General features: G+C 48.3%; 30 protein-coding genes. 6 read left to right on the top strand and 24 right to left on the bottom strand.

Going from position 1 to position 26,127, the window contains the following annotated elements; genetic code table 11:
* Positions 1 to 27 precede the first annotated feature (27 nt).
* Complete coding sequence (locus G9G53_RS05860) at positions 28 to 567, bottom strand: hypothetical protein (RefSeq protein WP_029518560.1); 540 nt, start codon at positions 565 to 567, stop codon at positions 28 to 30.
* Between the two features lie 213 nt (positions 568 to 780).
* Positions 781 to 864: a putative holin-like toxin gene (locus tag G9G53_RS26880; protein WP_223822146.1), complete on the bottom strand. Its 84-nt coding sequence runs from the start codon at positions 862 to 864 to the stop codon at positions 781 to 783.
* Between the two features lie 127 nt (positions 865 to 991).
* Between G9G53_RS26880 and G9G53_RS05855 the strand changes: the two genes are divergently transcribed.
* Positions 992 to 1,651 carry a hypothetical protein gene (locus G9G53_RS05855; RefSeq protein ID WP_165146076.1) on the top strand — a complete coding sequence of 220 codons (660 nt, stop codon included), beginning with the start codon at positions 992 to 994 and terminating at the stop codon, positions 1,649 to 1,651.
* Positions 1,632 to 1,862: a hypothetical protein gene (locus G9G53_RS05850; RefSeq protein ID WP_165146073.1), complete on the top strand. Its 231-nt coding sequence runs from the start codon at positions 1,632 to 1,634 to the stop codon at positions 1,860 to 1,862. The genes G9G53_RS05855 and G9G53_RS05850 overlap by 20 nt, the downstream gene beginning before the upstream one ends.
* Here G9G53_RS05850 and G9G53_RS05845 read toward each other — a convergent pair.
* Positions 1,797 to 3,422, bottom strand: a complete 1,626-nt coding sequence (locus G9G53_RS05845) for a DUF6138 family protein (RefSeq protein ID WP_165146070.1) — start codon at positions 3,420 to 3,422, stop codon at positions 1,797 to 1,799. The two genes, G9G53_RS05850 and G9G53_RS05845, sit on opposite strands and share 66 nt — an antisense overlap.
* Before the next feature lie 175 nt (positions 3,423 to 3,597).
* Here G9G53_RS05845 and G9G53_RS26330 point away from each other — a divergent pair, with 175 nt between their 5' ends.
* On the top strand, positions 3,598 to 3,963 hold the full coding sequence (locus G9G53_RS26330) for an SMI1/KNR4 family protein (RefSeq protein ID WP_238437807.1): 366 nt from the start codon (positions 3,598 to 3,600) through the stop codon (positions 3,961 to 3,963).
* Positions 3,964 to 3,973: 10 nt separating this feature from the next.
* Positions 3,974 to 4,432, top strand: a complete 459-nt coding sequence (locus G9G53_RS26325; protein WP_238437808.1) for a hypothetical protein — start codon at positions 3,974 to 3,976, stop codon at positions 4,430 to 4,432.
* Positions 4,433 to 4,500: 68 nt separating this feature from the next.
* Here G9G53_RS26325 and G9G53_RS05835 read toward each other — a convergent pair whose 3' ends face one another.
* Complete coding sequence (locus G9G53_RS05835; protein WP_165146067.1) at positions 4,501 to 5,115, bottom strand: TetR/AcrR family transcriptional regulator; 615 nt, start codon at positions 5,113 to 5,115, stop codon at positions 4,501 to 4,503.
* Positions 5,116 to 5,140: 25 nt separating this feature from the next.
* Positions 5,141 to 6,625: a phytoene desaturase family protein gene (locus G9G53_RS05830; protein ID WP_165146064.1), complete on the bottom strand. Its 1,485-nt coding sequence runs from the start codon at positions 6,623 to 6,625 to the stop codon at positions 5,141 to 5,143.
* Between the two features lie 423 nt (positions 6,626 to 7,048).
* Between G9G53_RS05830 and G9G53_RS05825 the strand changes: the two genes are divergently transcribed.
* Positions 7,049 to 8,284 carry a PHB depolymerase family esterase gene (locus tag G9G53_RS05825; protein ID WP_165146061.1) on the top strand — a complete coding sequence of 412 codons (1,236 nt, stop codon included), beginning with the start codon at positions 7,049 to 7,051 and terminating at the stop codon, positions 8,282 to 8,284.
* A gap of 115 nt (positions 8,285 to 8,399) precedes the next feature.
* Here G9G53_RS05825 and G9G53_RS05820 read toward each other — a convergent pair whose 3' ends face one another.
* From G9G53_RS05820 to G9G53_RS05765, 12 genes are all read right to left on the bottom strand, one after another.
* The gene (locus tag G9G53_RS05820; protein WP_016822819.1) at positions 8,400 to 8,507 is read right to left on the bottom strand and encodes a putative metal homeostasis protein; all 108 of its coding nucleotides are present in this window, start codon (positions 8,505 to 8,507) and stop codon (positions 8,400 to 8,402) included.
* 180 nt (positions 8,508 to 8,687) lie between these two features.
* Positions 8,688 to 9,563 carry a cysteine ABC transporter substrate-binding protein gene (locus G9G53_RS05815; RefSeq protein WP_029518573.1) on the bottom strand — a complete coding sequence of 292 codons (876 nt, stop codon included), beginning with the start codon at positions 9,561 to 9,563 and terminating at the stop codon, positions 8,688 to 8,690.
* Between the two features lie 137 nt (positions 9,564 to 9,700).
* Entirely contained in the window at positions 9,701 to 10,456 is a 756-nt protein-coding gene (locus G9G53_RS05810) for an amino acid ABC transporter ATP-binding protein (RefSeq protein WP_165146058.1), read from the bottom strand.
* An 18-nt stretch (positions 10,457 to 10,474) separates the two neighbouring features.
* The gene (locus G9G53_RS05805; protein WP_029518575.1) at positions 10,475 to 11,152 is read right to left on the bottom strand and encodes an amino acid ABC transporter permease; all 678 of its coding nucleotides are present in this window, start codon (positions 11,150 to 11,152) and stop codon (positions 10,475 to 10,477) included.
* A complete protein-coding gene (locus tag G9G53_RS05800) occupies positions 11,133 to 11,798 on the bottom strand; it encodes an amino acid ABC transporter permease (RefSeq protein WP_029518576.1) in 666 nt (221 codons plus the stop codon). Before G9G53_RS05800 ends, G9G53_RS05805 begins: the two co-directional genes overlap by 20 nt.
* A gap of 219 nt (positions 11,799 to 12,017) precedes the next feature.
* Positions 12,018 to 13,466 carry a SulP family inorganic anion transporter gene (locus G9G53_RS05795; protein ID WP_165146055.1) on the bottom strand — a complete coding sequence of 483 codons (1,449 nt, stop codon included), beginning with the start codon at positions 13,464 to 13,466 and terminating at the stop codon, positions 12,018 to 12,020.
* Between the two features lie 288 nt (positions 13,467 to 13,754).
* Positions 13,755 to 14,159, bottom strand: a complete 405-nt coding sequence (locus tag G9G53_RS05790) for a PIN domain-containing protein (RefSeq protein WP_029518578.1) — start codon at positions 14,157 to 14,159, stop codon at positions 13,755 to 13,757.
* The gene (locus G9G53_RS05785; protein WP_016822811.1) at positions 14,160 to 14,399 is read right to left on the bottom strand and encodes a hypothetical protein; all 240 of its coding nucleotides are present in this window, start codon (positions 14,397 to 14,399) and stop codon (positions 14,160 to 14,162) included.
* Positions 14,400 to 14,463: 64 nt separating this feature from the next.
* Positions 14,464 to 15,036: a hypothetical protein gene (locus G9G53_RS05780; protein WP_165146052.1), complete on the bottom strand. Its 573-nt coding sequence runs from the start codon at positions 15,034 to 15,036 to the stop codon at positions 14,464 to 14,466.
* 22 nt (positions 15,037 to 15,058) lie between these two features.
* Complete coding sequence (locus tag G9G53_RS05775) at positions 15,059 to 16,729, bottom strand: ABC1 kinase family protein (protein ID WP_069010059.1); 1,671 nt, start codon at positions 16,727 to 16,729, stop codon at positions 15,059 to 15,061.
* A 1-nt stretch (position 16,730) separates the two neighbouring features.
* Positions 16,731 to 17,090 (bottom strand): phasin family protein, encoded by a 360-nt coding sequence (locus tag G9G53_RS05770; protein ID WP_013312404.1) that lies wholly within the window; start codon positions 17,088 to 17,090, stop codon positions 16,731 to 16,733.
* A gap of 103 nt (positions 17,091 to 17,193) precedes the next feature.
* Entirely contained in the window at positions 17,194 to 17,832 is a 639-nt protein-coding gene (locus G9G53_RS05765) for a ThuA domain-containing protein (protein WP_165146049.1), read from the bottom strand.
* A gap of 439 nt (positions 17,833 to 18,271) precedes the next feature.
* On the opposite strand from G9G53_RS05765, the gene G9G53_RS05760 reads away from it, so the two are divergent.
* Positions 18,272 to 18,721, top strand: a complete 450-nt coding sequence (locus tag G9G53_RS05760) for an AbrB/MazE/SpoVT family DNA-binding domain-containing protein (RefSeq protein ID WP_025721620.1) — start codon at positions 18,272 to 18,274, stop codon at positions 18,719 to 18,721.
* Between the two features lie 135 nt (positions 18,722 to 18,856).
* Here the strand turns inward: G9G53_RS05760 and G9G53_RS05755 are convergent, their stop codons facing one another.
* The 7 genes from G9G53_RS05755 to G9G53_RS05725 all read right to left on the bottom strand — a co-directional run bounded on the left by G9G53_RS05755 (position 18,857) and on the right by G9G53_RS05725 (position 26,040).
* A complete protein-coding gene (locus G9G53_RS05755; protein ID WP_165146046.1) occupies positions 18,857 to 20,314 on the bottom strand; it encodes a cobyrinate a,c-diamide synthase in 1,458 nt (485 codons plus the stop codon).
* The gene (locus tag G9G53_RS05750) at positions 20,307 to 21,395 is read right to left on the bottom strand and encodes a cobalt-precorrin 5A hydrolase (RefSeq protein ID WP_165146043.1); all 1,089 of its coding nucleotides are present in this window, start codon (positions 21,393 to 21,395) and stop codon (positions 20,307 to 20,309) included. The genes G9G53_RS05755 and G9G53_RS05750 overlap by 8 nt, the downstream gene beginning before the upstream one ends.
* Positions 21,388 to 22,182, bottom strand: coding sequence for a precorrin-4 C(11)-methyltransferase (cobM, locus tag G9G53_RS05745; protein ID WP_160788663.1), 795 nt, complete (start codon positions 22,180 to 22,182; stop codon positions 21,388 to 21,390). The genes G9G53_RS05750 and cobM overlap by 8 nt, the downstream gene beginning before the upstream one ends.
* Entirely contained in the window at positions 22,179 to 22,895 is a 717-nt protein-coding gene (cobI, locus tag G9G53_RS05740) for a precorrin-2 C(20)-methyltransferase (protein ID WP_165146040.1), read from the bottom strand. Before cobI ends, cobM begins: the two co-directional genes overlap by 4 nt.
* 31 nt (positions 22,896 to 22,926) lie before the next feature.
* Positions 22,927 to 24,183 (bottom strand): precorrin-6y C5,15-methyltransferase (decarboxylating) subunit CbiE, encoded by a 1,257-nt coding sequence (gene cbiE, locus G9G53_RS05735; RefSeq protein ID WP_165146037.1) that lies wholly within the window; start codon positions 24,181 to 24,183, stop codon positions 22,927 to 22,929.
* A complete protein-coding gene (locus G9G53_RS05730; RefSeq protein WP_165146034.1) occupies positions 24,176 to 25,321 on the bottom strand; it encodes a cobalt-precorrin-5B (C(1))-methyltransferase in 1,146 nt (381 codons plus the stop codon). Before G9G53_RS05730 ends, cbiE begins: the two co-directional genes overlap by 8 nt.
* A gap of 74 nt (positions 25,322 to 25,395) precedes the next feature.
* A complete protein-coding gene (locus G9G53_RS05725) occupies positions 25,396 to 26,040 on the bottom strand; it encodes a precorrin-8X methylmutase (RefSeq protein WP_069012857.1) in 645 nt (214 codons plus the stop codon).
* Positions 26,041 to 26,127: the final 87 nt, after the last annotated feature.

Here is a 26,127-nt window from a genome sequence, read left to right as displayed (position 1 = left end):
TGAATGCCAAGGTGGTTATTTGACCTGTTAAAAGGGTTCAAACGTATATGGGAATGATGTACGCTCTGTCCCCAATACCGACTTCACGCGCTCTTCATCCACCAACGCTTCGACGAGGCTATACAAATCCGAGGCTGCATACCGAAAATTGCCCCATGTGCGCAGATTCAAAGCATAGATTGGGAATTCCCCCCGTTCATCAGGCGATTGAATATCCCAGATCAGCAAGTCATCCTCTTCACTGGAAGCGAAAGGGACCGCATGCTCCAAAAGCTCCGGAAAACCATCTGGCTCCAGCGCCGCTTCTTGTAAAACCTCTTCTGATTCCAGCAAATCATCAAACCAAGCCCGCCAATCATGATAACGATGAAGCCATGAATCCGGGTGATCGCCAAGAGGAATATGAATGTTCCATAAGCCGCATAGTCGCCCGTAACCAAGAGTTTTGACATAATCTATATAAGAAGGCGGAAAGCCCATACCATTTTCAAAACGATGCTCTATTAGAAAAGCCTCATCATAGTAAGCCTGGAATTGCGGACGCTGTAGTCCTGTAAAAATGCTCATGCTCGCCCTCTCCTTTCGCGCATCTTTATTCACCTTTTCGCTCTTAGGCACATTGAAAAGGTCTTTTTCAAGTGTTAAAATGGGAATAAGATGTATATTCTAAAAAAGAGTGAAGATGCGTCAACATCCTCACTCTTTGGCAACAGCCGCTTTTAAGGGCGGTGGCTGCAAGTTCACGGTATTCGAAATAGACCGGTTCCTACCACGGGCGGTCTATTTCTTTTTATGGAAGGAAAGAATCAGAATCACCAACGTTGCGAATTGAATCATCAACATTAAGGTGTCTTTAACCTCCACAGGCCTCACCTCCCTCACAGGAGACTAGCCGACCGCCCATCTAAGCCATTCTGTTATTAAGGAATATTATAACATATGAAATATAAAAAGTACGTTTTTACGATCTTTCCGAAAAGGAGGAACGAACATGGAGCAAAAACGCTTCAAAGATGAATATGGATACAAATATGACTTTAGCGCCGTGATTAGAAGAGGAGAACAGGTAACTGTTCACTGCCCCCGTTGTCAGGGCCAAGCTTTTATTTCCATATCCAAAAAAGACTGTTATTACGTCGTTCGATGTTCTCATTGTTACTACACATATCAGCAGCCCGAATCTTATACATTCTATGCACGCGGCGTATGCAACCATTGCGAACGGTATTTTAATATCGAAATCCATGATGACCGAACGAAACTCCATAAAAATACAAATATAAACTGTCCGCACTGTGAGACACGCAATCAGGTTCCGGTGCATCGTGTGCAATCACGCGAATGGCATACGAACGTGATCCAAAACGGAAAAGACCCTATTTTCCAGCTCCAGCTGTACTTCCTAGATTACTATCGGGGGAAACCTGTCTGGGCTCTTAACCGGATACACCTGAATTACCTGCTCTCCTATATCTCTGCCGAGTTGCGAGAAAAGCCTGCATCCGGTATGATGCGTACGGCTTCCCATTCCATTCCCAAGTACATTAAGGATGCGAAGAATCGCCAGGCCATCTTAAAGATATTACAAAAGCTACAGCATAAGCCAGCGGCTAAGAGAGGAGCCTCCATACATGAGCATACAAACTTTTGACAGCCTTGAAGCACTGGTCCATGCCGTTGACCAAACAGAAATCAATGAATGGGTATTTGCCAATCTAAAACATGTTCAAAGTAATCCGCTCAATTCTACCTACTACATCATTCCCGAGGAAGAATTGTGGGAACTGGAGATGCTTTTATGGAATAAGCGTCTCCAGCAACTCTTTTACCTCAGGGACAGCCTGCTTCAGGCTGTTTTTTAGTTTCTTCTCGCCACCCCATATACGATAAACAAGCACCTCTTGTTCATAGTCCTCCAGCTTCTCAAGCTCCTCCACCAGTACCTGTGCCTGCTCTACAGTTTCGATTCCAGATGACTTCAGGGGTTTGGCAGACTCGTTGCTTGCCAGTAGAATCCTCGTCCAAACGGGGATCGTGTCAGGTGTTAGCCCATGCGCTTCGGCAAAAGCAGCCGCGTAACCGTCCTGTACGGACTGATGTTCACTGTCCACCAGCTCCATATAACGATTCACTAATGGGAAATAGTTCGTTCCTTTAAGGCCCAGTCCCATTACCGCGTAGGTCCCCGGCATCGCTGACTTTTCACCGGGCTCTACATCGTTATACCACTTGAATTCTTCCATCACGGTTTCGGCATATTCAGCCAGCAACGGATGCAGCGCAGGGTATTCAAGTGCATTGGCGAAGAAACGATGTAACGTTGATTTAGCCAACTTGGGTACAGGCAGGTAGTTTTTCACCTTGCTTTTGAAATTCATCCGATATTCCTTGGTAAAGCCCTTCTTTAAAATATCGCATAAATATACGAGCGCTTCTCTATAGCTTTCTTCTTCCTCTGAACGAATCTGAACCTCCAGCGTTTGCAAAATATCATTGGCTTGGCAGATGACTCGCTCGCTTGTATGTAACGCTGGGATGCTCCCTGATCCGCTCTCAAGCCACACGGAAGCCTGCTCCGAGCCTAGCTGTGCAGCGATCTCCAAATATTTCTGCCGTGCATCGGCATCCGTCGAACCCACCCGCATCGCGGTAAGCAGGAACATCTCCATGGCTGGAACGGGAATATCTGAAGGAAGAATATCGGACTTCGTCGTATATTCCAGCCCGTAGTTTTTTTTCCGATCTGCATATTTGTCCAAAAATTCATCCTCAGCCCAATGCTTTAAGCCACTGCTGAGCTGATACCTCCATGCTTCCTCACGCTTGCGGCTGACCTTCACTTTGGCATCCATTATATTGAGCAGCTCATTCATCCGCTGGGCGTTTACAGGGTACAAATGAGGATCAAGCAAGTGCCTTACTAAGAAAAAATCGTCCTCTTCCTTCGGCACAGCTTTACTGGAGGGGTTGAGCTTCTGCTCCACAAAATGTTGGATAGTGGCTAACAGTTGCTGCCGCTTATCTTCGTTCAGGAGCGAGAATGTAAAATGATTGGCCTTATTCTCCAAGACCACTTCCAGATGAAAATCCAGCCGATAACGAAAGAACATGGAACTGAATTCTTCCGAATTAAATAGCGCCTCTATCCGTTCCCTAAACACAGGCATCCATTCGTCCTGAACCTGCTGCAGTGTTACCCCCTCCGTAAAACCAGAAATTTTTATATCCGGTCTACGATGATCCCAATCAAACGGTTCGTAGGTATCCACCCACAGCCCATCCTTCTTACAGGTAACTTTTAAGTATTCATGAATCCCTTCGTGAAGGACACTTTTGATTTGGAATTCGGCGATGCGCTTTTGCTCAGAAGCGTACGCCTCAAAAATGGGATCTATGTAGGTTTGTACCCCTGATGTTGTCATAAGATGTGTTCCTCCTTCGTCCCCTCACAAATTGTAGTTCCTATGGGATTAAGATAGACTAATCTATAACTATTTTATTTCCTAATTATAGCATATCTCTCATTTACTTTTGATCTCTATCCCTATAGATAGAGTGCCGGAAAGCAGGTGTATCCTACAGTGTGGCAGCTTATATTTGCTATGGTGTCTTCCCCAACACTGTATTGTAGCTGATGGACCGGAGTGTTCACATAAAAACAGCCATGACCTTGAACAAAAGCCGAATATCCTTGACGATATTACAGGGGAATTTGGCTGGAATCATGAGTATATTGGCTATTTTACATCCTATGGGGAAGATACCGACTCAGCAGCGGACGAGCAACGATATCTGATCCTTAATTATAATGGTGCGGGTGATCCGATACTGCTTGATATGGCGACATCCGCTACAGAGCCAGCGGTGTTTTGTTATGATCACGAGTTGGATCAGTTTACGCTGCTCGCGGAAAATCTACCCGCCTATATAGACACCATGCTCACTTTATACCCTACATGCTAAGGGTGCATTTGTGTCCACACGTGCCTATCTGAGCGCCCGCTGCCTACCCGAGCAGGAAGGCTTGGTATGTGTTTGCAATCACCTGCTACAGGATTCGACCGCAGAAGGCAAATTAGAAGGATACACCGCTAATGGGCAGCTACAGCATTTTCGTTCGCCACAGATCATTAACTGGATGCGGGATAAAGTCAATCATCCGGTGGATGGCTGGGCAATACTTTTCGCTCACTCCCGTCCTACAGCTGAGCAGTTGATTGAATGGCTATCCGATAGCGAGCTTCATCAGAAAATTGCAACGGAGGCGCTGGATCTCATGATTCATCGGGATCTTCTTCCCGCTCTGGAAGCAGACGCTTGGGCCAATATCTCAGATCTGCTTCTTGCTTCTTTGCAGCTCGTTATGCTCAAAAAAGATAAACGTCGCATTGAAGCCGTGCTTAAGCAGCTTTCAGACTTGGAACCTTGTTAATTTTTCGGAATGGTCGTATGCGGATTCGCATGTACAGTGATGCGAGGTAAAGAAAGTTAGCCGCTGCGTCAGCGGCTTAACCCCCTGAGGAAAGTATCTATAGTGAATGCGATCAATTCATCATTGGATTTTGCCATAGGAAGTTCAAAATTCAGGAGCAAAGAAGTCAATCCGTGCAGCATGCTCCATACGGATCTGGCGATCAGGCGCTCATCTCCTTGAATGATGCAGCCTTCCTCCATAGCGGCTTTGAGCCCAGCTTCAAGCAGCTCAAAGCCTTTAAAACGCCCACTGTCTATAAGGCTGACCAAGCTTACAGATTCCAGGTTGCTGATAAACAGGATGTTGTAATATTCCGGGTTAGCCGTTCCAAAACGAACATACGCATCAGATACCGTTTTCAGTGTGTCCAGAGCGTTCAATCCCGCTGCCTGTGCTTCATCCACACGCTGCTGAAGAGCCTGCAGGAACAAGGTATTTCCTTCTACCAGCAGTTCACGGACCACGGCTTCCTTATTGGCAAAATAATGATAAATAGTTGTTGGTGAATATTCGATCTGATCCGCAATTTTGCGCATGGAGACTTCGGCATATCCTTGATTCAGGAAAAGCGACCGGGCGGCCTCAATGATTTTCCGGCGGATCTCACTGCTTTCACGTTCTCGGCGTTTGATATGTTTCATGAGTAGATGTACTTGCCCTTTCTGCCTACCCCAATTTGGCGGCGATACGATCAGCTTCCATTATACCCGAGTTCATAACCCCTTGAAACCCGCCCCCAGGCTGTGTCCAGGCCCCTACCAATGACAGACGATTCACAGCTGATTTGTGCTTCAGTCTTTTTATACCGGACTGCCGAACCGTTTGTGCGTAGCCATAAACGGCCCCGCCGGGATTAGCGGTATACCGCTGCATTGTGCGCGGTGTGCCCAACTCGGCCACCACTACCTTGCTGCGAAAACCCGGATACAGCTGTTCTAGACATCCCAGTATCTGCTGTGTCACGGCTTCTTTTTTTGCTTTATATTCGGGACGTGCGGCAGGCCAGTTCTCCAATCTGTCCAAAAATGTAATTGCAATGACACCCTTTCCCGGTTCATTGAGCTTAGGGTCCATGGCGTTATAATTCGTGAGCATCCAGTTGCCTTTGGTATACTGGCCGCTCATCATAACTTCATAATCTGTGTCCGAATCCGGCTCATTACGCAGGATTAAGTCTTCTTCGGTGATGCCAAGCTCATGAGGCTCACATGATAATCCCAGATATAGCTGGGTGAGAGACGTGCCAGTCTCCAGACTGCTGACAGCTTCCAGCTCACGACGGGCAGCATCATGGTTTTCCAGTAGGCGGCCATACGTATGATGGGGACTGATGCCAGACACAATCCAGTTGGTTTTATATACATCGCCTTTTTTCAGACGGACTCCAACTGCTTTACCGCGTTCGAGTATAATCTCAGATACTTGACTGCGCAGGTGAACTTCTCCTCCCGCTGACTTAATAGCGTCAACCAATGCATTGGATAAAGCCTGTGCGCCTCCCTCAATGTAGTACGTCCCCTCCAAATGATAGCCGATCCAGGGAATGAAAAAATACAAGGCCGCAAGCCGCTTTGGAGGCAATCCATAATAGGCCCACAGCGCGGTAAAGAATTCTATGAAGCGGTCAGACAAACCGAACTGGCTTACAGCTTCCCAGGTCGTCATTTGCGTCCAACGGAAGAAGGTTCCTGCTTTGAGCAGGCCAACCGCCTTGCGCCAGAAAGTGAGAGTAGAAAAAGCAGAAAAGCCTGTTTCAAAACGGCGAATGCCCGCGAATAAACTGTCAATGCCTGCCACCTCAGCAGGAAACATATTTTTGAGGAGCTGCACATACTCCTGAACATCGGACGGAATATCAATGGTCTGTCCTTCCCAACGAATGGAGTAAGGGTGCTTTTTGCGGAGAGGAACAATTCGCTGGTCCGCATTGCAGTCCTTTAACAGCCGACCGAAGCTGCCCTCCTCGAGTCCGCCGACACCGTGCAAGGAGACATCAAAGGTATATCCCTTTCTTGTAAATTCAGTTGCGAAACCGCCAGCCAAAGTATGGCTTTCAAAAACAGCTGTTCGGTAACCGAGCGCGGAAAGTCTTGCTGCACAGGACAAGCCACCCAGTCCTGCACCGATGACAATAACATCGTATTGGTTCATGATTTCATCCCCTTTTGTTAACATCGTTATATAAGTTAACACTGTTAAGTTAAGGAGATTATATACCACAATATTACCGTTGAAAAGCCCCTATGACTTGGTTTTCCTGCTATAGATGAATACCATGAGTTCGACATATCCACTTCTAATTGCAAGTTGCTTTAAGGATTTTTGTAGAATCCTCCGTAACGAAAGTAAAACTTTTTTTAAAAAAACACCCAAAAATGTAGCGCTTTCACTTGTCAGATTCCAATGAAGGTGCTATCCTTCAAGTGGGATTGTTACTGAAAAGGCAAAACCCGAGTACACACGTGTACCCGGAGTTTGCCTTTTTTTGATTTGTATGAATTGCACAGCATACAGTCAATTATCCCGAACATGTAGTAAGCGCTTTAAAAAATGACGCCAAAGGAGATTAATCTCATGCAAAGAAGACGTTTTGCCCTTGTTTTATTATCTTTCGTGTTCCTGCTAACGATCTTTTTCCCATCCTCCAGCTCTGCCGCAGCAGCAACAGATGTCCCAGCGCCACAGGCTACCCTGTTTACACAGGTACAGCCTTTGGGTGAAGTCGTTTCTGCTGTTGTACTGAAATACAGCACCAATATTGACGGGGCATCCTTATCCACGTCTAGCTTTCAGGTTCAATCTGTACTGAATGATGTATATACAGATAGAACCGTGACCGGTGTATATACCAATGATACTGGAGCCATCACCAACCGCAGTACTCATGGTAAATATGTCGTGATTGAGCTGGATACACAAGATAAAAATGCAAGTACCCTTACTTACGATGCAACAAGCGCAGTTAACCGCATCAACACGTTGAATTATACTATTAGTCAAAAGAAAGATATTGCAACTTCAAAGAAAACAGTCATCCCAGCCTCTGCACAGACTGTAAAAGCAACAGATAAAATTACACCGATCGTAGACGATTTCCAAAAAAGCATCTTTGAAAATAAAGAAGGCTTCAAGCTGAACTACTTTACGTTTGAGCCTAAAGTTGAGCCCGGCAAAACCTACCCTCTGGTTGTATTCCTGCACGGAAACGGCGAACGTGGTGACGGAAACGGAGTAAATTTGCTGGCAAACGCCGGAGCTGTTACTTGGGCTTCTCCTGAGCAGCAAGCCAAACACCCATCCTTCGTAATCGCACCACAAAGCCCGATTGACCTGGAACATAAATTCATTTGGGCGGATGAACCACGCAACAGCGCTGTAGCCGATTTGGTACGTGAAACGGCGTTAAAATACCCAATCGACACCGACCGAATCTATATTGTTGGTATTTCTCAAGGAGCTATGGGTACGTGGAGATTGCTGGAAAAGAATCTTGACTTGTTCGCCGCAGGTGTACCCATTGCCGGTTTGACCAACTATGAAAAAGCCGTTAACATGTATGCACCTGTCGATCCTAAACACGTTGAAGTACTGAAAAACGTTCCTATTTGGGCCTTCCATGCTGCAGACGACACCACAGTTAGTCCTAAAAACTCGCAAGAAATGGTAGCTGCCATTAAAGCACAAAACGGTACCCTCATTCATTTTACTGAATACGAAGCAGGGATTATCAAACCTACAGGACACTTCTCCTGGGTACCGGCTCTGCAAAATCAGGATATGATTGAATGGCTGTTTGCACAAAAGAAATAAAAAAAAGGCACCTGCTTTCCTGTGTACCACCATCAGGAAAGCAGGTGCAATATCAAAACGAGGAGACTGAAAAATTTCACACTGTTATTGCCATTTGCAGTTAACTTGGAACCTGCTACTTCGCCCGTTTCGCAGCTTTGATCGTTCTCAAAGCTCGTCTGCGAGTTACCTTGTTCGGACTGCTGAGCTGTCTTCTGGCAGTTGCCACATCTGTTTTAGCCATGTGCACATCACCATCCTATTCACTTAGGCTCATATTGGGAGCATGCACCTAAGAAGTGTTATCGATGATTATGATTCTCATTATCAATTAAGATTATATAATGAAATGTAATAGCATGCAAGAGCTTTTGGGGCAGTGGCGACTTTAATACGGAGTCGCCACTGCCTCCCTTCCCCCAGATTAATCCACTTTGCCGCCCTCTACGACCAATTGATCTGTAAAGCCTTCTCCATAAACGGAGGTCAGTGTGTCCTTGTAGGCTTGATGGACAAAATTTTCCTTACCCAACGTTGCCAACTCATTGTTGATCCAGTCTAACAACTCCTTATTTCCCTTTGCTACTGCGGGTGCAATCGTATCTTGACCACCAAAGGCCGGGATGGTTACGGTAAAGCCGGGGTTGGCCTTTGCCCAGGCGATCAGCTCTGTATTATCGTTGGCAATGGCAACGCCGCGTTTGTCTTTGAGGGCTGAGAAAATCTCTGTGTATTGATCGAATTTGAGCAGCTTGATGTCAGGATAATTTTTCGTAAAATAGGTTTCAGCCGTCGTTCCTTTTGCGACAATCAGCTTTTGATCCGAACCCTTCAATTGGTCAATCGTGGTGATTGGAGCACTATCAGGTGACACAATGCCAAAGGATAATTTCATATACGGATTGGCAAAATCAACTTTTTCTTTACGCTCATCGGTCACCGTAAAGTTAGCCATGATGATATCTACCTTGTTGGATTCCAAATAGGCAACCCGGCTGGCAGCATCCACCAGAACAAATTCCACCTTGGACTCGTCACCCAAGAGATCTTTGGCAAACCGCTTCGCAATATAGACGTCAAAGCCTTGATTTTTCCCTTCCGAATCCACGTAGCCAAAAGGCGGCTTATCTGCAAATACACCGATTCGAATCTTGCCATTCTTTTTAATATCCTCAATCGAAGCAAATTTAGCCGAGCCTGAACTACCGTTGGTATTACCAGCCCCTGCACAACCCACCAAACCAACAAGCAGCAAGCTCAAAGCCAGTAATAACGTCGTGAACTTCATTCCTTTTCTCATCTGTATTCCTCCCCCTGTTTGTCAGCATTTTGCATCATTCGGTTTCTTTCGCTTCTGGGTGCAATATAGAGACCAATAGAAGCATGTCGATCTCTATATTGTGATTGGAAGTCGCTCATGGAATTGATGCAAAATGCTCATATCGTTTCGTACTGAAATATATCCAGAAAGTGCTGGGCACGCTCTGTTTCCGGTTGGGTAAAAAATTGCTGCGGCGTAGTCATTTCGCATATCTGTCCTTGATCCATAAAAACGATACGATCTCCTACCGACTTGGCAAATCCCATTTCATGCGTCACGATAATCATGGTCATGCCCTGTTGGGCCAGCTCTCGCATGACATCCAGCACCTCTCTGACCATTTCCGGGTCCAAGGATGCGGTGACTTCATCAAAGAGCATAATTTCCGGATTCATACACAGGGCGCGCACAATCGCAATCCGTTGCTTTTGCCCACCTGATAATTGTCTCGGATACGCATCTTTGCGATCCAGCAGACCCACTCGCTCCAATAGCTGCTCCGCTTGCTCAAGTGCCTCCTGCTTATTTCTCCGCTGAACTTTAAGCGGGCCGAGCAATATATTTTCTAAGACCGTCATATGCGGAAACAGCTCGTAGTTCTGGAACACCATTCCGATGTGCTGACGCACCTCACGCCAATTCACTTTCTTGTCCGTCAGGTCTTGCCCTCTATAACGGATATCTCCGCTCTGAACTGGTTCCAGACCATTGAGACATCGGAGGAGTGTGCTTTTTCCACATCCCGAAGGACCGAGAACGACCACGACTTCCCCTTTCATTACGTCCAGATTAATCTGTTGTAATACTTTTCGGTCTTCGAAGCTTTTGTGCAGCCCTCGAATTTCGAGTAAAACCTCCACAGCCTCTCCCATGACACCCACCCCATCCTGCTAATTTTGCCATCTGCGTTCAAATCTTTTGGAAAGTCTGGATAACGGATAGCATACGAGAAAATATAATATGAAAATAAAGCCATACACCCAAAAGGATGCCGAGGGCGCTTTGATTACACCAAGCTCAATAATCTGCTGTCCGACCTTGACCACTTCTACTACACCGATCAGCACTACTAATGAAGTGGTTTTGATCATCCGTGTCGCCAAATTAATAGAACCGGGAAGCATTCGGCGCACCGCCTGGGGAATGAGTACATGGCGGTATAACTGCCCATATGTCAGTCCCAGTGCCTGCCCGGATTCCACCTGATGCTTGGGCAGTGATTCCAATGCACCCCGAACAAGGTCACCAATCTCGGCTGCTCCCCACAGGCTGAATACGATAATTGCTGTCAATTCTCCGCTGATATTCACATTTAACAAAGGCGTAAATCCAAAATATACAACATACAACCACACCAAAATCGGAATAATGCGGAATGTCTCCAAATATAATCTCAGCACAAACCGAATCGGTCTTGATTGTAAGGTGCGCAGCAATCCCATCAGAATGCCTAATAGAGTACCGATAATAATGGAAAGTAACGCAATCTCCAGCGTAACGAGTAATCCCCCTAATAGACGCTCGAAATTGGAACCTTCAAAGAGCACATTAATCCCCGAATTCAGCATATCGCACCTTCCTTTCCACCCAAGTCAGCAGTATCGACAAAGGTAAAAGCAGGACGAGATATGCCAATACCAGCAGAATTAGCGATTCTGTCGTTTTGTAGTACATACCGATTAGGTCTTTTGCCACATTCATCAAATCTAATAAAGCAATGGCGCCAACAATGGAGGTCTCCTTGAGTAGAAAAATCGCATTCGCTCCCAGAGACGGAACACTGATGGTAAAAGCCTGTGGCAAAATAACATATCTCGCCAGTTGTATCTTGGACAGTCCGAGACTCAGCCCGGATTCCGTTTGCGTTTTACTTACGGCTTCGATTCCACCACGGAACGCCTCAGCCATATAACCCCCGCCCAAAAAGGTCATGCCCACAATGGCACACGTCATTTCGCTCATATGCAGACCTATTTTCGTAAACCCGTAATACAGAAAATATAACTGAACAAGCAGCGGCGTATTTCGGGAAAGCTCAATATAGGCAACAATGATGCCGCTAATTCCCTTCACCTTGTAATACAGTACTATACTGCATAGCAAACCGACGACTAGTGAAAACAGAATAGCAAAAAAGGCGATCTTCAACGTCAGCCACATGGCTTCTCCATATAGCGGCAAGCTCTCTACAATAAAGTCCCAGTCTAAGTTCATATGTGCATACCTTTCAATTTTCAATTATTCCTATGTATTTGCTTTGCTTAATAACAATGATTGTATTCCTGCCCAATTATTACGTCAATACTTTGATGAAAATTTGTCATATTTATCTATGGTTTAGGAAAGAAAAGTGTTGTTTTATTTCAGAAATAAATAAAAAAGCTTGAAATGAATAAATTTCATTTCAAGCTTTGATTTATGCTATACGATTCATCACACGAGTGGCTCTGTAACTACAGGACCGCCGAGCTTCTCTACAATTAAACGGCTTTCCTCATTTAACCCTTGTAGGGTAATAGTTTTACCTGAGTTTCTGTATTTTTGAAGCACCTTGCCAATAGCAGTAACCGCCGAGTGATCCCAAACATGCGAATGGCTAAAGTCCACTACAACGCGGTCCGGGTCATCCGAAGGTTCAAAATGATCAACAAAATGAGACGTTGACGCGAAAAACATCGGCCCCCTGACATGGTACACCTTTTCTTCATGATCCTCAGTCGTACTGATACGGATTTTAGCCATTTTCCAGCCAAAATGCAGAGCACTTAGCAGTACGCCCACGATTACGCCCTTGGACAAATCATGCGTAGCCACCACGATGATCACCGTGACCACCATAATCAACGTATCTGCTTTGGGAACCTTGGCAATGTTTCGCAGCGATTTCCAATCCACAGTTCCAATACACACCATGAACATAACTCCCACTAATGCGCCCATGGGTACTTCCTTCACAACTCCACCAAGTACGAGCAGCAGAAAGGCCAAGAATACTCCTGCCGTAAAAGTGGACAAACGCCCTCTTCCACCTGAGCTGACATTAATGACGGATTGTCCGATCATGGCACAGCCACCCATACCCCCAAAAAAGCCATTTACAAAGTTGGCAATCCCTTGCCCACGGGCTTCCCGGTTTTTATTGCTTTTCGTTTCGGTCATTTCATCCAAAATGCTGGCTGTCAGCAGCGATTCCAGCAGTCCAACCAGCGCCATCGTAAAGGAATACGGCAGCAAAATCCGCAACGTGTGCCACGACCACTCAATTTGTGGCAAATGGAAGGAAGGCAGCGAACTGGTTAGCATCCCGATATCTCCTACCGTTTTGACATTCAATCCAAATACATACGTAATGATCGTCATGATGATGATTGCCGTCAATGGAGCGGGGATGCTTTTCACAAATCTCGGTAATATATACACAATGAGCAGCGTACCTGCTACCATCGCGTACATGATCCAATTGGCTCCATGAAAATGAGTAAGCTGAGCCATAAAGACGAGGATCGCCAGCGCATTCACAAACCCGGTCATGACTGGCTGTGAAATAAAGCTTATAAAGCGACCTATTTTCAAAACACCCAGCAGCACTTGAATAATTCCTGCCAAAATGGTAGCTGCAAACAGATATTCCACGCCATGATCCTTCACCAGACCAACGACCAGTACAGCCACGGCCCCGGTTGCTGCCGAGATCATCGCCGGACGTCCACCTGCAAAAGAGATGACAATGGCCATCGAGATGGAGGCGTACAGTCCGACCATGGGATTGACCCCCGCAATGATCGAGAAGGCAATCGCCTCGGGAATTAGTGCTAGCGCCACGGTCATGCCCGCAAGTATATCGGCCCGGATATTACCGAACCATTGTTGTCTAAGATTCATACTGTCTCGTTCCAGCCTCCTATATTTACAGAGAGTAGCGTGTTGACTCGCAACCCGTGTGGTTTCGGGCATCCGTCCAGCTGCCAATCGCCAAGGCTCTCCTATCATTCAGTTCGTCTCTCTCAAACGACCCGGTCCGTTACATTCAGTCCATCATTATAACGTAAGGGGTTCGCAGAGACGAATGAGTTAAAAGGCTGTTTATAGAAAGAAATCATCTATTCCCTTGGAATATCGTTCATTTACTTCATCTTATTCGTTTTCTTATATTTAAAATTTTTGCAATTCCTAAGATTCTAACCTGCTAAAGTTGATCACCTTAACTTCATACTCAGACTCCGCGAACTGTAAATCTTGATCCGCCGTAACCAGTACCAATTGGTTTATAATAGCTGTCGCAAGAATCAACGCATCTGGGGTCTTGAGCTTTCTTGCAAACTTATCTTTTTGTTCTCTTCTGATACGCCCCGCTTTTACTGCGATCTCTGAATTAACTGCAATAAATTCCCCGCCAAGAAAAGGTATCGAATCTAAGTCAGTATTAGTAGGCAACCCGGCTATAAACTCGGACTGAGTTATAACAGAAAAGAAGATATTCTCTTTATCTTTCTCAGCTTGTCGTATTACTCTATCCAAAGATGAGTCAAGTCTATGAAGGGCAATAGCTGCATTCGTATCAAATAGATACCCCATCTAATCCCAATCCTCTCTGGATTGTTTAACACTCTCTTCGATCTCAAGTAATTGCTCCTTGCTTAGACTGCCTCGAGAATTTAAAACAGCTTGCAACCCTTTTGGTAACGGGGACTCTAAATCAATAACCTCAGTTTCCCCCTGTTTATTTTCTATAGTAACTTTTGATGGTTCAAACCCAATATCACGAAGGAGACTTAGGAGACGTATTCGATGTATATCCGTTAATTTTTTTGCCACTAAAATCACTCCTTAGCAAAAGATTAGTTTCCGTTCATAGCTTGTTTAATTCGTTTTCTTATATTTAAAATTTTCGCAATTCCTGCACAAGCTCCGATAGGGCTTCAGCAATCTCAGAGTCTGCATGGTGCTGGAGTAAACTCTCAAAGTCAGGCAGTGCTTGCTTCAATAATCGATAGCTATAGTCATAATAACTCCAAAAAGCTACCGGATCATAACCACGTGCTTCTTCCTCTTCCCATTCCAGTTCATCTTCTTCTGGATCGCTGTCTGCTGACCATAGATATTTTTCGTCCAGCAGCATGGTTAGGGATTCAACAGACTTCTGTGAATCCTCTTGTGCATTTTCCATGTCCAATGCTCCAACAACCGCATGGTACAGTTCCAACTCACTCGGCGTGATATCATCCGAATTTCTCGTATGCAAATTACGCAATAAGAAAAGTAACACCCACGGCGTAACCTGCCACAGTGTGCCTTGATGCTCTATCAGATCAGCAATGGCTGCGTACTCCCCATTGGATATCAATTGTGGCAACTCCGTGCCTCTACCATAAGGAGTAGTCAGGCGGTGCCAAGGCACATCTGCAATTTGGAGACCATCCATTAGGGCAGTGTTCATCTTATGAGTATCCATAACTCTCCTTTCTGGTCGGTATCTAAAACCTTCCCGATTTAAAAATGGAATACAGTAAAAAGGCAACCATTAAGAGAGCGACAACAAAGCCGATTTCAATAGCAGGTACATTCCACAGCATGGTCGCCTGATGATTCAGCGATGAACCGATAATCAGTCCGACCATAATAATGCTGAACGCTAACAGCACGATACTGAATGACAGGCGGTTGCTGATCTGATCCAGCCTGCGCAGAAGCATTTCCAGCTCCGGCACAGTAACCTCCAGCTTAAGCTTGCCCTTGCCGATAATCGAGGCTAAATGCCTCGCCTGTCCTGGCAGTTCCATCAGCGCTTCCACCAGCTCAGTCGCACCGCCGAGCAGCTTGCCTCGGATACGACGACCGCTGAAGCGTTCCTTCAGCAGCCTGTTACCAAAGGGCTCAGCCAAAGCGATAATACTGAGATCAGGGTCCAGATGCTCCACGACCCCCTCCAGTGTCAGCAACGCCTTGCCTAGCAACAGGACGTCCGACGGCAAACCAATCCGATGGCGCTGCGCTGCGCCAAACAGGTCGTTCAAAGCATCACCAATACTGACCTGTGAAAAAGGAACGTCTGAGTAATCTTCGCGTATCTTGTCCAGATCGGCACGTAGCGCATTCAGGTTGGTATCCGGTTCGACCAGCCCCAAACGTGCGATAGACCGAACCATGGCATCGGTATTTTTGCGCATCAGGGCAATAATGAGGGAAGCGAGATGATTCTTCATCTCTTCGCTCAGCCTTCCCGTCATGCCAAAGTCCAAATAAGCGAGACTACCATTTTTCAGAACGAGTAAATTCCCCGGATGGGGATCGGCATGAAAAAATCCCTCTATAAAAATTTGATGCAACATGCTGTTCACCAGCCGCTGCGCCAGTTCTTTCAAGTTATATCCACGGCGTAATAGCTCTTCACGACTACCCAAGTGAGTTCCGTCTAGAAACTCCATGGTCAGTATACGGGAAGAGGTATGATCCCAGTATATTTTCGGAATATAGATATGTGGGTCCTGCTCAAATTGGAGCGCAATCTTCTCTGTATTACGGGCTTCGTGGTTGTAATCCAACTCCTGAATGAGCGATCTCCCCAGCTCCTCTACCATCTGGCGAAGCTGATACCGCTCTACCCATTCCCAGCGCTTGGCTGCCATTGCGGTCAGTTCCCGCAAAATGTCCAAATCTCGCCGAATGATGCGATTAACGCCAGGACGCTGGATTTTAATGGCGACCATTTCGCCGCTGTGCAGCTTGCCCAAATGCACTTGCCCGATCGAAGCAGCGGCCAGCGGAACATCGTCAAAACGAACCAGTATGTCCTCTAATGACGTGTCCAGCTCCTGCTCCAGAATGCCACGCGCCGTTTCAGATGAAAACGGCGGTACCTGATCCTGAAGCTTAACCAGCTCACGGATAATAGGCTCCGGCAGCAGGTCAGCACGTGTGCTTGCCAACTGTCCAAGCTTGATGAATGCAGGCCCCAGATCCTCCAGCACAAGTCGAATCCGTTCACCTAACGTTTTGGACTCGGGAGTTTCTCTCGTCAGCCACTTGCGAGGCAGTGACAGTAGCTGGAACAGTCCCATTTCTTCCACCATATAGCCAAAGCCATGACGCGCCAGCGCCATGGCAATTTCCCGGTAACGACCGGCGTGCTTCATACGAACCGCCATTTTAATCCAGCCGGTTCGCTTCTTCAGCGTCGCTCGAACCCGTAAGCGCCGCCTTTTCTTTTTCCAGCTCCGCTACCTGTTTTTCCAACAATGCCACACGCTGCTCCAAACTTGTGACATCATTTTCGGTAGGTACTTCCAGCTCCTGCAAAATGCGGCTAACCTGTTCGCGGATCACTGTTTTGAATTGTCCCTGTTCCTCTGCCCCTCGTTCGATCAGACGATCGACCAGTGCTTTGGATTCCGAAGGCGCAAGTTCTCCGCGGTTTACAAGATCCTCGACGGCTTTCTCCACCTTTTCTTTGCTGACAACGGTGAGGCCCCACCCCAATGAGATGGCTTTTTTGAACAAATCGCTCATAATATATCCTCCCCTACCTGTGATTACCTACTAGTATAACCTGAAAAGGGGAGCCGCATAAAGCTCGCAGCTCCCCTTCCTCAATGAATGGAATGATCTATGTTTAACCCGGAAAGCGTCCAGCCCACTTAGCAGCCTGAAGCAGCAGCTTACGGTATCCCTCGTGCTGGAAACTTGGCTGATTATGTCCAGGCATCAGGTAGACGACCCGACCCAAGCCATAGGACAGTGACCATGCAGCCGGCCACCACTGACCTTCATACTCGTATTCCATCAGTAGTGTTTTTTCAGTGAATGGATCAAAATCAAAACGATATGGCTCCTCTTGCATTTCGAACGGTTCGATTCCTTCCATAATCGGATGATCCGGCTCTGTTACCTTGAAGGAAAGCTGCTCCGCTGCCGGATGCCGCAGGAAGCGTGCTCCCATGAGCTGTGCTATTTCATAACGTCCTTGCAATGTGATTCCGTTATGCAGCACAAGCAGTCCACCTCCGCCGCTAACATAGGACAGCAGTCCTGCTGTTTGTTGAGGAGACAGAACCTCCTTACGGCTATCACAATACGAGATGCATAGATCGAATGAGGCTAGATTTTCCTTGAGCAGCATTTTACGATTTTCACTGCATTGTACCGTCATCCAATCTTGTAAAATATGGCTAATCTCTTCGTCCACCCCTTGCAGCGGGTGAAACTCCGGATACGAATAATCTCCTAACAACAATGCTTTTCTTTTTTCCATGATAAATCCTCCTTGCCTGACTTGTATATAAGGACTTTAAAGGCGGGGTCCGTGTCATTCATTCTTGTTTGTGGGGTCAAAACGCTCAGAAAATTCTGTTTGGCCCTCATTCATTTCCCATAACACCGCCATCATTGTCCGAGCTACGGCATATATAAATAATTCTACAGACGGCCTATTAAATCCTTTAGCAGAAGATTATAGCATATATGTTCGCTCGGAATAAACTTATTAAAACTTATTCAAAATTTATAAATCTGAACGATGGCGATTCGGCCTCTTTATGGTATACTCGTAAGAAAAAAAGTGCGTCCATGCTTGATTAACAATAAAGGGCCGCTTTTTGTAAGAAATTTATGCTTGCGGTTATAGAATTGATAAGAATTGCCTCAAACCTTATACATTCTATACATCTTAAAAAACCGGGGAGGTTGCATGAATGAAAAGGACTGGAATGACCCGGCCCTTGGACAGCTTGGGGCGAATTGTGCTTCCTAAAGAGTTGCGCATGACGATGGAGATTGACATCGGCGATCCATTAGAGTTTTTTATTGAAGACCAGACACTCATGCTCCGTAAGTACAAATCAACCAACTGTATATTTTGCGGTGCGGTTGATACTAACACCTATTTTAAAGATCAGTTTATCTGCGATGAATGTGCGGCCTCGATGAAAACGGAAGATTTAGTTCCGGTCACAGCGACTGAAACCCATTCACCCCCACTTAAGCAAAACATGCATATGAAAAAAATTTATCAGCGCACAGACGTTATTTTGGAGAAAATGAGAGAGCTTATGGAAGAACATCCAGCATCTTCACAAAAACAACTCGCCTCCATGCTTGGCGTGAGTCAGGGAAGGATTTCCCAGCTGAAAAAGCTCATGTAAGCGTACCACCAAAAAAGTAATGTATACGCTTCCATACCATGTAAGGTTTAAATCTATTGAAATTTAGAAAAGCCGGCCCCTTTCAGGGAATCGGCTTCTTTTTGTTTATATGAAATGGTGGACTCGTTTGCAAAACTATGGACTGTAAGCCCGGCATTGTTCCACCCAACGTGCTGCCGCTTTGGGAAGAGAAGCGAGATGAACATGCGTGTAGGCTGCCAAAAGATTCCCTTTCGTATAGCCTTCGCTCTGAAGACCACGCATCCCCTTGGTTTGATAGGCGTAGGAGTAGGGGGCGGATGATTCGTCATAGTGCATGACAGAATAATGAAATTCATGTCCCCGAATGGTCTCTCCAGCCTCCAGCAGTAAGCAATCCTGCAAAGCGGTTGCTTCACGGTATCCCAGTGCGGCCCGTTTCTCCTGCATGCGGACGTCCGACGGAATAACTCCGGCCATGTGATGGGCATTCCCCATACGATCCGTAAGTGTCCGTGCCAGTACCATATAACCGCCGCATTCGGCGAATACTGGCATATCCCGGCTCACCGCGTTGCGGATATCTTCCAAAAAACCCGTATTTGCAGCGATATCTGCGGCAAACTCTTCAGGGAAACCGCCGCCCAGGTATAGGCCGCTTGCCTGCTCAGGTACGCGTTCTCCCGCCAGCGGACTGAAATAGACAATCTCTGCTCCCGCCTGACGCAGCAAATCCATATTTTCCGGGTAGTAAAAATTGAACGCCGCATCTCTAGCGACGGCGATGACGGGTCGTTCCCCGGTACCAGCTTCATGCCCTGCTGATGAAAGCCGATTCAGGGAAAATAATGGGTGCTCGGGCGGGCTGGGCGGCGGAGCCGAATCTGCCAATGCCCGCAGTGCATCCAGATCCGTACCCGCGCGGATCAGCTCTGCCGCCCGTTGGAAAAGCGGCTCCAGCTCGCCGCGTTCCACAGCGGGTACTAAACCCAGATGACGCTCGGGAATATCCAGCCCGTCATCACGCTTTAACCAGCCGAGCACAGGGATGCCGCACTCCTGCTCGATCGCCTTTTTGACGATGCTATAGTGCCCTTGGCTGCCGCAGCGATTCACAATTACGCCCACAATGCGCAGCTTGGGCTCCAATCGCTGAAAGCCGAGCACAATAGCGGCGGCGCTTCGTGCCATACTGCGCACGTCGATCACCAGCAATACAGGGCTGTCCGTCAGCATGGCGATCTCAGCGGTCGAGCCGGTATTGCTGAGCGGGTCCTTGCCGTCATACAGCCCCATGACGCCTTCAATCACGGAAATATCCGCGCCTTCGGAAGCACGGATAAAGATTTCACGCACCGTATCTGGTGAGGTCATCCATGAATCCAGATTACGGGAAGAAGTCCCAGTCGCGGCAGTATGATAGGTCGGATCGATATAATCCGGCCCGCATTTAAAACCCTGCACTCGCAGGCCGCTGTCGGCGAACGCCTTCATCAGCCCAAGGGTAACAGTCGTTTTGCCTGCTCCGCTGCCTGTTCCGGCAACAACAATACGGCTTCTGCGCGTAGCGGCAGACGTATCAGACTGTACAGCCTGCTTCATGATGTCAGTCATAGGAAACCCGCGCTACAGACAGCGTCATATTGCCGCCTTTTTTCTTCTCCAGCAGCCAATGGTCTGCACCGGAGGACAACAAGGCTGAAGGTTCACTGACCCCATATGCACCAGTGTATTTAAAGACGGTTTCCGATGGATTGGGAAGCTGCACCGTATTCAGCTCTGACGGAGTATACGTCACCAGTTCCCAACCGTATTTGGCGCAAAGGGCAAGTAAGCCCTCTTCGTCCTTTTTCAAATCAATGGTGGCAATATTCCGTACGCTTTTCACGGACAAACGCAGCTCTTGCAAGGTGTTCAGCACACCCGCTTCCAGCTCCTCTAATGCAGTCCCACGGTTGCAGCCGATGCCGAGTACCAAGCTTTTCGGACGGTACAGCACGCCATTAGAAAGAAGTTGCTCCTCTTCCTCCGGCTCCAATAAACGGTCGCTCACGACCAACGCGGCGTTAAACGGTTCTTGTAATGCTTCTGCCGTCGAAGCATATACCTTGATATGTCCAGGTACAGGCTTGTCATAACGCCACCAGTTCCGTTCGCCCGTCTCTTGTATGAGCGCAACAGGCTCCTCGTTCACAACAGCAGCGCTCACGGGAGTGGCCTTGTCGAAGCTATCGACCACCCAACCCAATTCTCGACCCAACATGTCCACCGGAATTGTGCCCTGCACGTCCGATGCAGTTGTGATTACCGCACGTGCGCCCAGCACAGCGGCTACATGGCGGGTCAATTCATTGGCGCCGCCCAAATGACCGGACAGCACGCTAATGACATGCTCCCCGCGATCATCAATGACGACTACCGCCGGGTCTACCTTTTTATCCACCAAAATTGGTGCAATCATACGAACCACTGCACCGAGAGATATAAATAAAATAATACCGTTATATTGTTTAAATAAATCCGGCAAGATCAGCTTGACCGAGCCTTCGAACAACTGAATGCCACGCTCCTGCTCGTCGCCACGCTCAAATTTGGACATGTAATACACATCCGTACCCGGAAAGCTGGCTCCCAGATTGCGGACCATTTCCACTCCATGCTTCGTGATCGCCACAGCGGCAAATGGATTACTCACCGGGCTTCACTCCCTTCCGGTAGCCGTGGGTGAACGACTTATCATACAGCTTGGAACGATGCGCGTCCTTGTCCACCAGCTCTGGGTCGAGCGCCCAGCCCGCCAAAATCATGGCATGCATCGTTATGCCTGCTGCACGCAAATCGGCGGGTAATTGAGCAAGCGTCGTGCGCACGATCTTTTGATCCGGCCAGGTCGCACGCTGTACAACCGCTACAGGCGTGTCCTCGCTCCAGCCTGCCGCCAGAAACTCAACGACCACCTTCTTCGCCAGCGTTGCGCTGAGGAATAAAGCCACTGTGCAGTGATGGGAAGCCAGATCACGCAGCTTTTCCCGATCCGGTACAGGTGTACGGCCTTCAGCACGCGTCAGAATGACGGTCTGTGTCAGATCAGGCACAGTTAGCTCTGCACCCAGCACGGCCGCAGAAGCAAAGACCGAGCTGACGCCTGGTACGATTTCGTAGGCTACTCCGCGCTGCTTCAGCAACACCATCTGTTCCAAAATAGCTCCATACACTGCCGGATCGCCTGTATGTACGCGAGCTACACTGCGTCCAGCCTGCACAGCCTCGCTCATAATCTCAACCTGCCGCTCCAGATCCATGCCTGAGCTTTGCAATACCTGCGCCTCTGGTTTGGCCGTGGCAATCAACTCGTCGTTCACGAGTGAATCCGTGTACAATACCACATCGGCCGTGCGTAGAATCCGGGAACCTTTGACCGTAATCAGCTCCGGATCGCCGGGACCTGCTCCTACGATATATACTTTGGGCTCCAACGTCATTTGCTCACCACCATTAAACTCAAATATTCAAGCTCCTGTCCGCACAGCTCACGTGCGTTGCGCCATACCATTTCATAAGGAGAAGTGACCTTGGTAATGACTGATGCACGGTCCCCAAGATTGAGCTCATCCAGCACATCCAAAATCAAATCTAACACCTTGGCAACCTTAATAAACACGACCGTATCGTGATTCTCAATCGCCCGCTTCATCGCTTCCCGATCATCCGTAGCCGGTATAATACCGACCTGCTGATCTCCGTCTGCCAAAGGCAATTCCAGCGCTGCCGCCGCGCCCAACACAGACGAAATGCCCGGAATGGATACAATTGGCACCTCTGGATGGAGATCCTTCATGAGTCGTGCCAAGTGAATAAAGGTACTGTACAGATTGGGGTCTCCCTCTGTGACAAAAGCTACATCCTTGCCTTCACGCAGCGCCTCCCAGCAAGCAACCACCGTTTTGTTCCACTCACGCTCCAGTACAACCGGGTCCTTGGTCATTGGAAAAATGAGTCCTAGCATCTCCTTTTCCTCCGGGTTGACGTACAACTCCACGATCTCGTGAGCATACGATTTGCCCCCCCGGCGTTTCTTCGGATAAGCCACAACTGCACATTCCTGAATCATGCGATACGCCTTGACTGTAATCAGCTCGGGATCACCCGGCCCCACGCCTACGCCGTAAAGTGTTCCTGTTGCCGCCGTATTCATGCTGTCTCTCTCCCCCTCTTGAATTACCAGCTTACTCCCCTGCTACTTCATCAGCCACGTCTACCGACGGCTGTCCTGTAATGACATATATCGGATTGAGTCCGTCAAAACGCGTCATATTCAAAATCGGCTTGCTGCGCGCTGTTTGCAGTAACGTCACCGAAGTATCGAGTCCTGCTGTTTGCATCGCCTTCATACCGTCATGTAGCGTCTCAATCGTTGCAGCATTCACTACAATTCGTCCATCCTTACGCAGACGGGAAGCGCACAGACGAATCAGCTCGGACAATTCTCCCCCACTCCCGCCGATAAACACCGCATCCGGGTCTGGCAGCTCGTCCAATCCGGCAGGCGCTTTGGCATGAATAACCGGGAAATCGGTGCGGAATTTGATCTTGTTTGCTTCGACATTAGCCAGGTCGCCTTCGTTCTTCTCAATGGCAAATACTTGCCCATACTTAGCCAGTCGCGCACATTCTACCGCTACAGAGCCGGAGCCTGCACCGATGTCCCATACGATGCTTCGCTCGGTCAGACGCAGCTCAGACAAGCTGAATACGCGTACTTCACGCTTCGTGATTAGTCCTTTTTCCGGCTTGCGCTGGTGAAATTCCGCATCCTCGAAGCCAAATCCCCGCCGAATTGCAGGCACGTTTTCACCCTTACGGCGGCGCAAAATAACCACATTCAGTGGTTGGAACGTTCTCTGCGCCATCTCATCCAGCGTATAATGCCGATACACCTCATCCGGTCCGCCCAAATACTCGCCGACGAAGGCATCATATTCCGTCATGCCATAATGCAGCAGATAGGCAGCGACTGCACCGGGATGATTGCGGTCGTCCGTCAACAGCGCGACCTTGTTCTGTCCGTCAATCCGCTGCGCCAATCCGATCATCGGGCGACCGTGTACGCTTTCCAGCACCGCATCCTGCCAGCTTTCACCGAGACGCGCAAACGCCAGCTGGACCGAGCTGAGATGCGGCATAATATCCAAATGTTCCGCCCCCAGCTTGGCAGACAAATAACCTGCAATTCCAAAAAAAAGCGGATCGCCGGACGCAAGCACGACAATATCCTTGTGCTCACGCAACCGTCCCAATTCTTCCACCACGGCGGATAAGCCGCTTTTTAATGTTCGTTTTTCCCCTGCGGCTGCCTTGAAAAATCCTAGCTGGCGTTCTCCACCAACCAGCAGGTCCGCACGCTCAATTTGCTCCAATGTTTCCTGCGACAGACCTGCCGCTCCATTTTCACCGATACCAATGACACGGATCACTTTACTCACCGACTCTCGCCCTCCCCAGCACGTTCCCTTTCAGCGTTATCAGTACCATTTCCACAACGATTCCACCACCTGCATGCTCCAGACAATGCTGACATCCATAGGTACACAGCTTTTCAAAAAAGCTCAGCGCATTCGCTTCGGTCATCATATCTGCCACCTGCGTAGCTGTATTTGCCTCTGCCACTGCCGCCGCAAGCGACTCGTCCACACCTGCTTCACGCGCGACCTCAGCCAAAAAGCCAAAATCCACCGGAGCACTCTTGGAGTGAACCATCATGATACCTTGAGCGACCTTGGACAGCTTACCGGGCATACCGACGAGAATAATCTTTTTCATTCCCAGCCGTTTCCCATGCTTTATAGCAAAGCCAACAAAGTCCCCCATCTGAATAAAGGCCTCTTCCGTCAGCTGATCATACATTTGCATGGCGTATTTTTCACTGCTGCCGCCTGTGGTCAGGACGATTTCCTGGCAGTTCATCGCTTGCGCAACTGATATGGCCTGCACGACACTGGCTTTATAAGCTGACGTGGAAAACGGAACGACCACACCACGCGTGCCTAGTATGGAAATACCGCCAAGTATGCCAAGCCGCCCGTTCAGCGTTTTCTTGGCAATTTCTTCGCCGTCCGGTACGCTGATGACGACACGGACACCTTTGGCCGATCCGTGCTCCTCAAGCACACCTGTCACAGCCTCCGTAATCATCCGGCGCGGCACCGGATTAATCGCTGCTTCTCCGACAGGCACAGGCAGACCGGGCTTCGTTACCCGCCCCACGCCGATGCCACCGTCCAGTTCAATGCCCGGCTCCTCGCGCCAGCTAACGGACGCGATAATTCTCGCCTGATGCGTGGCATCTGGGTCATCGCCACCGTCCTTGATCGTCGTGCAGGAAGCTTCGTCCGCGTCCAACACAGGCTCAATCAGCTCAAACGCCTGATCGAAGCCCGCGGGCAGCGATATCACTGCTTCCTTCGGCGGAATGCCCGTGATGAGCAGTTGTACCGCTCCTTTGGCTACTGCAGCCGCACAAGCTCCTGTCGTAAAGCCTGACCGCATTGGCTTGTCCGGTGCGGGAGCTTCACCGCTTTTCATCCGTTTGGGCTTGTCGGCGGACGCCGCTTCCTTTTCCATGACAATTCCTCCTTAACCTCTTCTGCTGATCATGTTCCAATTCATTTCATGATACAGCAAACGGACAACCGCATCTAGCGGACAGCCATTAAGGAGATCGCATTCAATGCTGCTACGACAATTGTACTGCCGCCCTTGCGTCCAATATTCGTAATGAACGGAATATCCAGCTTGCGCAGCTCGTCCTTGGATTCTGCCGCCGATACGAAGCCTACGGGCATGCCAATCACCAGTCCGGGCTTGGCCGCTCCTTCTTTCACCAGACGAATCAGCTCCAGCAACGCTGTTGGCGCATTACCAATCGCATAGATACCACCTTCGCTCGCCTGAATCGCTTTGCGCATCGAAATAATGGCGCGTGTCGTATTCAGCCTTTTCGCTTCTTCCATGACGTCAGGGTCAGATATGTACACATGCACATCCCCGCCAAATTGACGGATACGATCCTTACTCAGCCCCGCTTGAATCATCTGCACATCTGCCACTACCTGCTGGCCTGCGCGAATAGCTGCAATCCCGGCTTCAATCGCTTTTGGATGAAACACCATGCTGCGGCCCAGCTCAAAATCAGCAGATGCATGAATGACACGCTGTACAACGGGATATTGCTCTGCTGTAAAAGGATGCTCTCCCAATTCTTCTGTGATCATCTCGAAGCTTTTGCCTTCAATCTCCTGCGGCTGTACCGTTAGCGGTTTAAATTCTGTTTTGAAATCCATGGTAGACCACTCCCTTATGGAAAATTAGAAAATAGTTTAGGAAAATGACAATTCATTGCTACTAAAATCATGGATACCTGTAAAAAC

The organism is Paenibacillus sp. EKM206P (assembly GCF_011066155.1).
GTDB lineage: Bacteria > Bacillota > Bacilli > Paenibacillales > Paenibacillaceae > Paenibacillus > Paenibacillus polymyxa_D.
This window is presented reverse-complemented; position numbering and strand designations above follow the sequence as displayed.

Bases quoted from the DNA above. Each gene is read 5' to 3' on its own strand.
- cobM (WP_160788663.1), bottom strand. From the start codon at position 22,182: ATGACGTTGGAGCCCAAAGTATATATCGTAGGAGCAGGTCCCGGCGAT.
- G9G53_RS05820 (WP_016822819.1), bottom strand. From the start codon at position 8,507: ATGGCTAAAACAGATGTGGCAACTGCCAGAAGACAGCTCAGCAGTCCG.
- G9G53_RS05775 (WP_069010059.1), bottom strand. From the start codon at position 16,729: ATGGCGGTTCGTATGAAGCACGCCGGTCGTTACCGGGAAATTGCCATG.
- G9G53_RS05760 (WP_025721620.1), top strand. From the start codon at position 18,272: ATGAAAAGGACTGGAATGACCCGGCCCTTGGACAGCTTGGGGCGAATT.
- G9G53_RS05830 (WP_165146064.1), bottom strand. From the start codon at position 6,625: ATGAACCAATACGATGTTATTGTCATCGGTGCAGGACTGGGTGGCTTG.
- G9G53_RS05780 (WP_165146052.1), bottom strand. From the start codon at position 15,036: ATGGATACTCATAAGATGAACACTGCCCTAATGGATGGTCTCCAAATT.
- G9G53_RS05815 (WP_029518573.1), bottom strand. From the start codon at position 9,563: ATGAGAAAAGGAATGAAGTTCACGACGTTATTACTGGCTTTGAGCTTG.
- G9G53_RS05770 (WP_013312404.1), bottom strand. From the start codon at position 17,090: ATGAGCGATTTGTTCAAAAAAGCCATCTCATTGGGGTGGGGCCTCACC.
- G9G53_RS05810 (WP_165146058.1), bottom strand. From the start codon at position 10,456: ATGGGAGAGGCTGTGGAGGTTTTACTCGAAATTCGAGGGCTGCACAAA.
- cobI (WP_165146040.1), bottom strand. From the start codon at position 22,895: ATGAATACGGCGGCAACAGGAACACTTTACGGCGTAGGCGTGGGGCCG.
- G9G53_RS05855 (WP_165146076.1), top strand. From the start codon at position 992: ATGGAGCAAAAACGCTTCAAAGATGAATATGGATACAAATATGACTTT.
- G9G53_RS05800 (WP_029518576.1), bottom strand. From the start codon at position 11,798: ATGAACTTAGACTGGGACTTTATTGTAGAGAGCTTGCCGCTATATGGA.
- G9G53_RS05850 (WP_165146073.1), top strand. From the start codon at position 1,632: ATGAGCATACAAACTTTTGACAGCCTTGAAGCACTGGTCCATGCCGTT.
- G9G53_RS05835 (WP_165146067.1), bottom strand. From the start codon at position 5,115: ATGAAACATATCAAACGCCGAGAACGTGAAAGCAGTGAGATCCGCCGG.
- G9G53_RS05805 (WP_029518575.1), bottom strand. From the start codon at position 11,152: ATGCTGAATTCGGGGATTAATGTGCTCTTTGAAGGTTCCAATTTCGAG.
- G9G53_RS05795 (WP_165146055.1), bottom strand. From the start codon at position 13,466: ATGAATCTTAGACAACAATGGTTCGGTAATATCCGGGCCGATATACTT.
- G9G53_RS05765 (WP_165146049.1), bottom strand. From the start codon at position 17,832: ATGGAAAAAAGAAAAGCATTGTTGTTAGGAGATTATTCGTATCCGGAG.
- G9G53_RS05755 (WP_165146046.1), bottom strand. From the start codon at position 20,314: ATGACTGACATCATGAAGCAGGCTGTACAGTCTGATACGTCTGCCGCT.
- G9G53_RS05860 (WP_029518560.1), bottom strand. From the start codon at position 567: ATGAGCATTTTTACAGGACTACAGCGTCCGCAATTCCAGGCTTACTAT.
- G9G53_RS05730 (WP_165146034.1), bottom strand. From the start codon at position 25,321: ATGGAAAAGGAAGCGGCGTCCGCCGACAAGCCCAAACGGATGAAAAGC.
- G9G53_RS05845 (WP_165146070.1), bottom strand. From the start codon at position 3,422: ATGACAACATCAGGGGTACAAACCTACATAGATCCCATTTTTGAGGCG.
- G9G53_RS05825 (WP_165146061.1), top strand. From the start codon at position 7,049: ATGCAAAGAAGACGTTTTGCCCTTGTTTTATTATCTTTCGTGTTCCTG.
- G9G53_RS05725 (WP_069012857.1), bottom strand. From the start codon at position 26,040: ATGGATTTCAAAACAGAATTTAAACCGCTAACGGTACAGCCGCAGGAG.
- G9G53_RS05790 (WP_029518578.1), bottom strand. From the start codon at position 14,159: ATGGGGTATCTATTTGATACGAATGCAGCTATTGCCCTTCATAGACTT.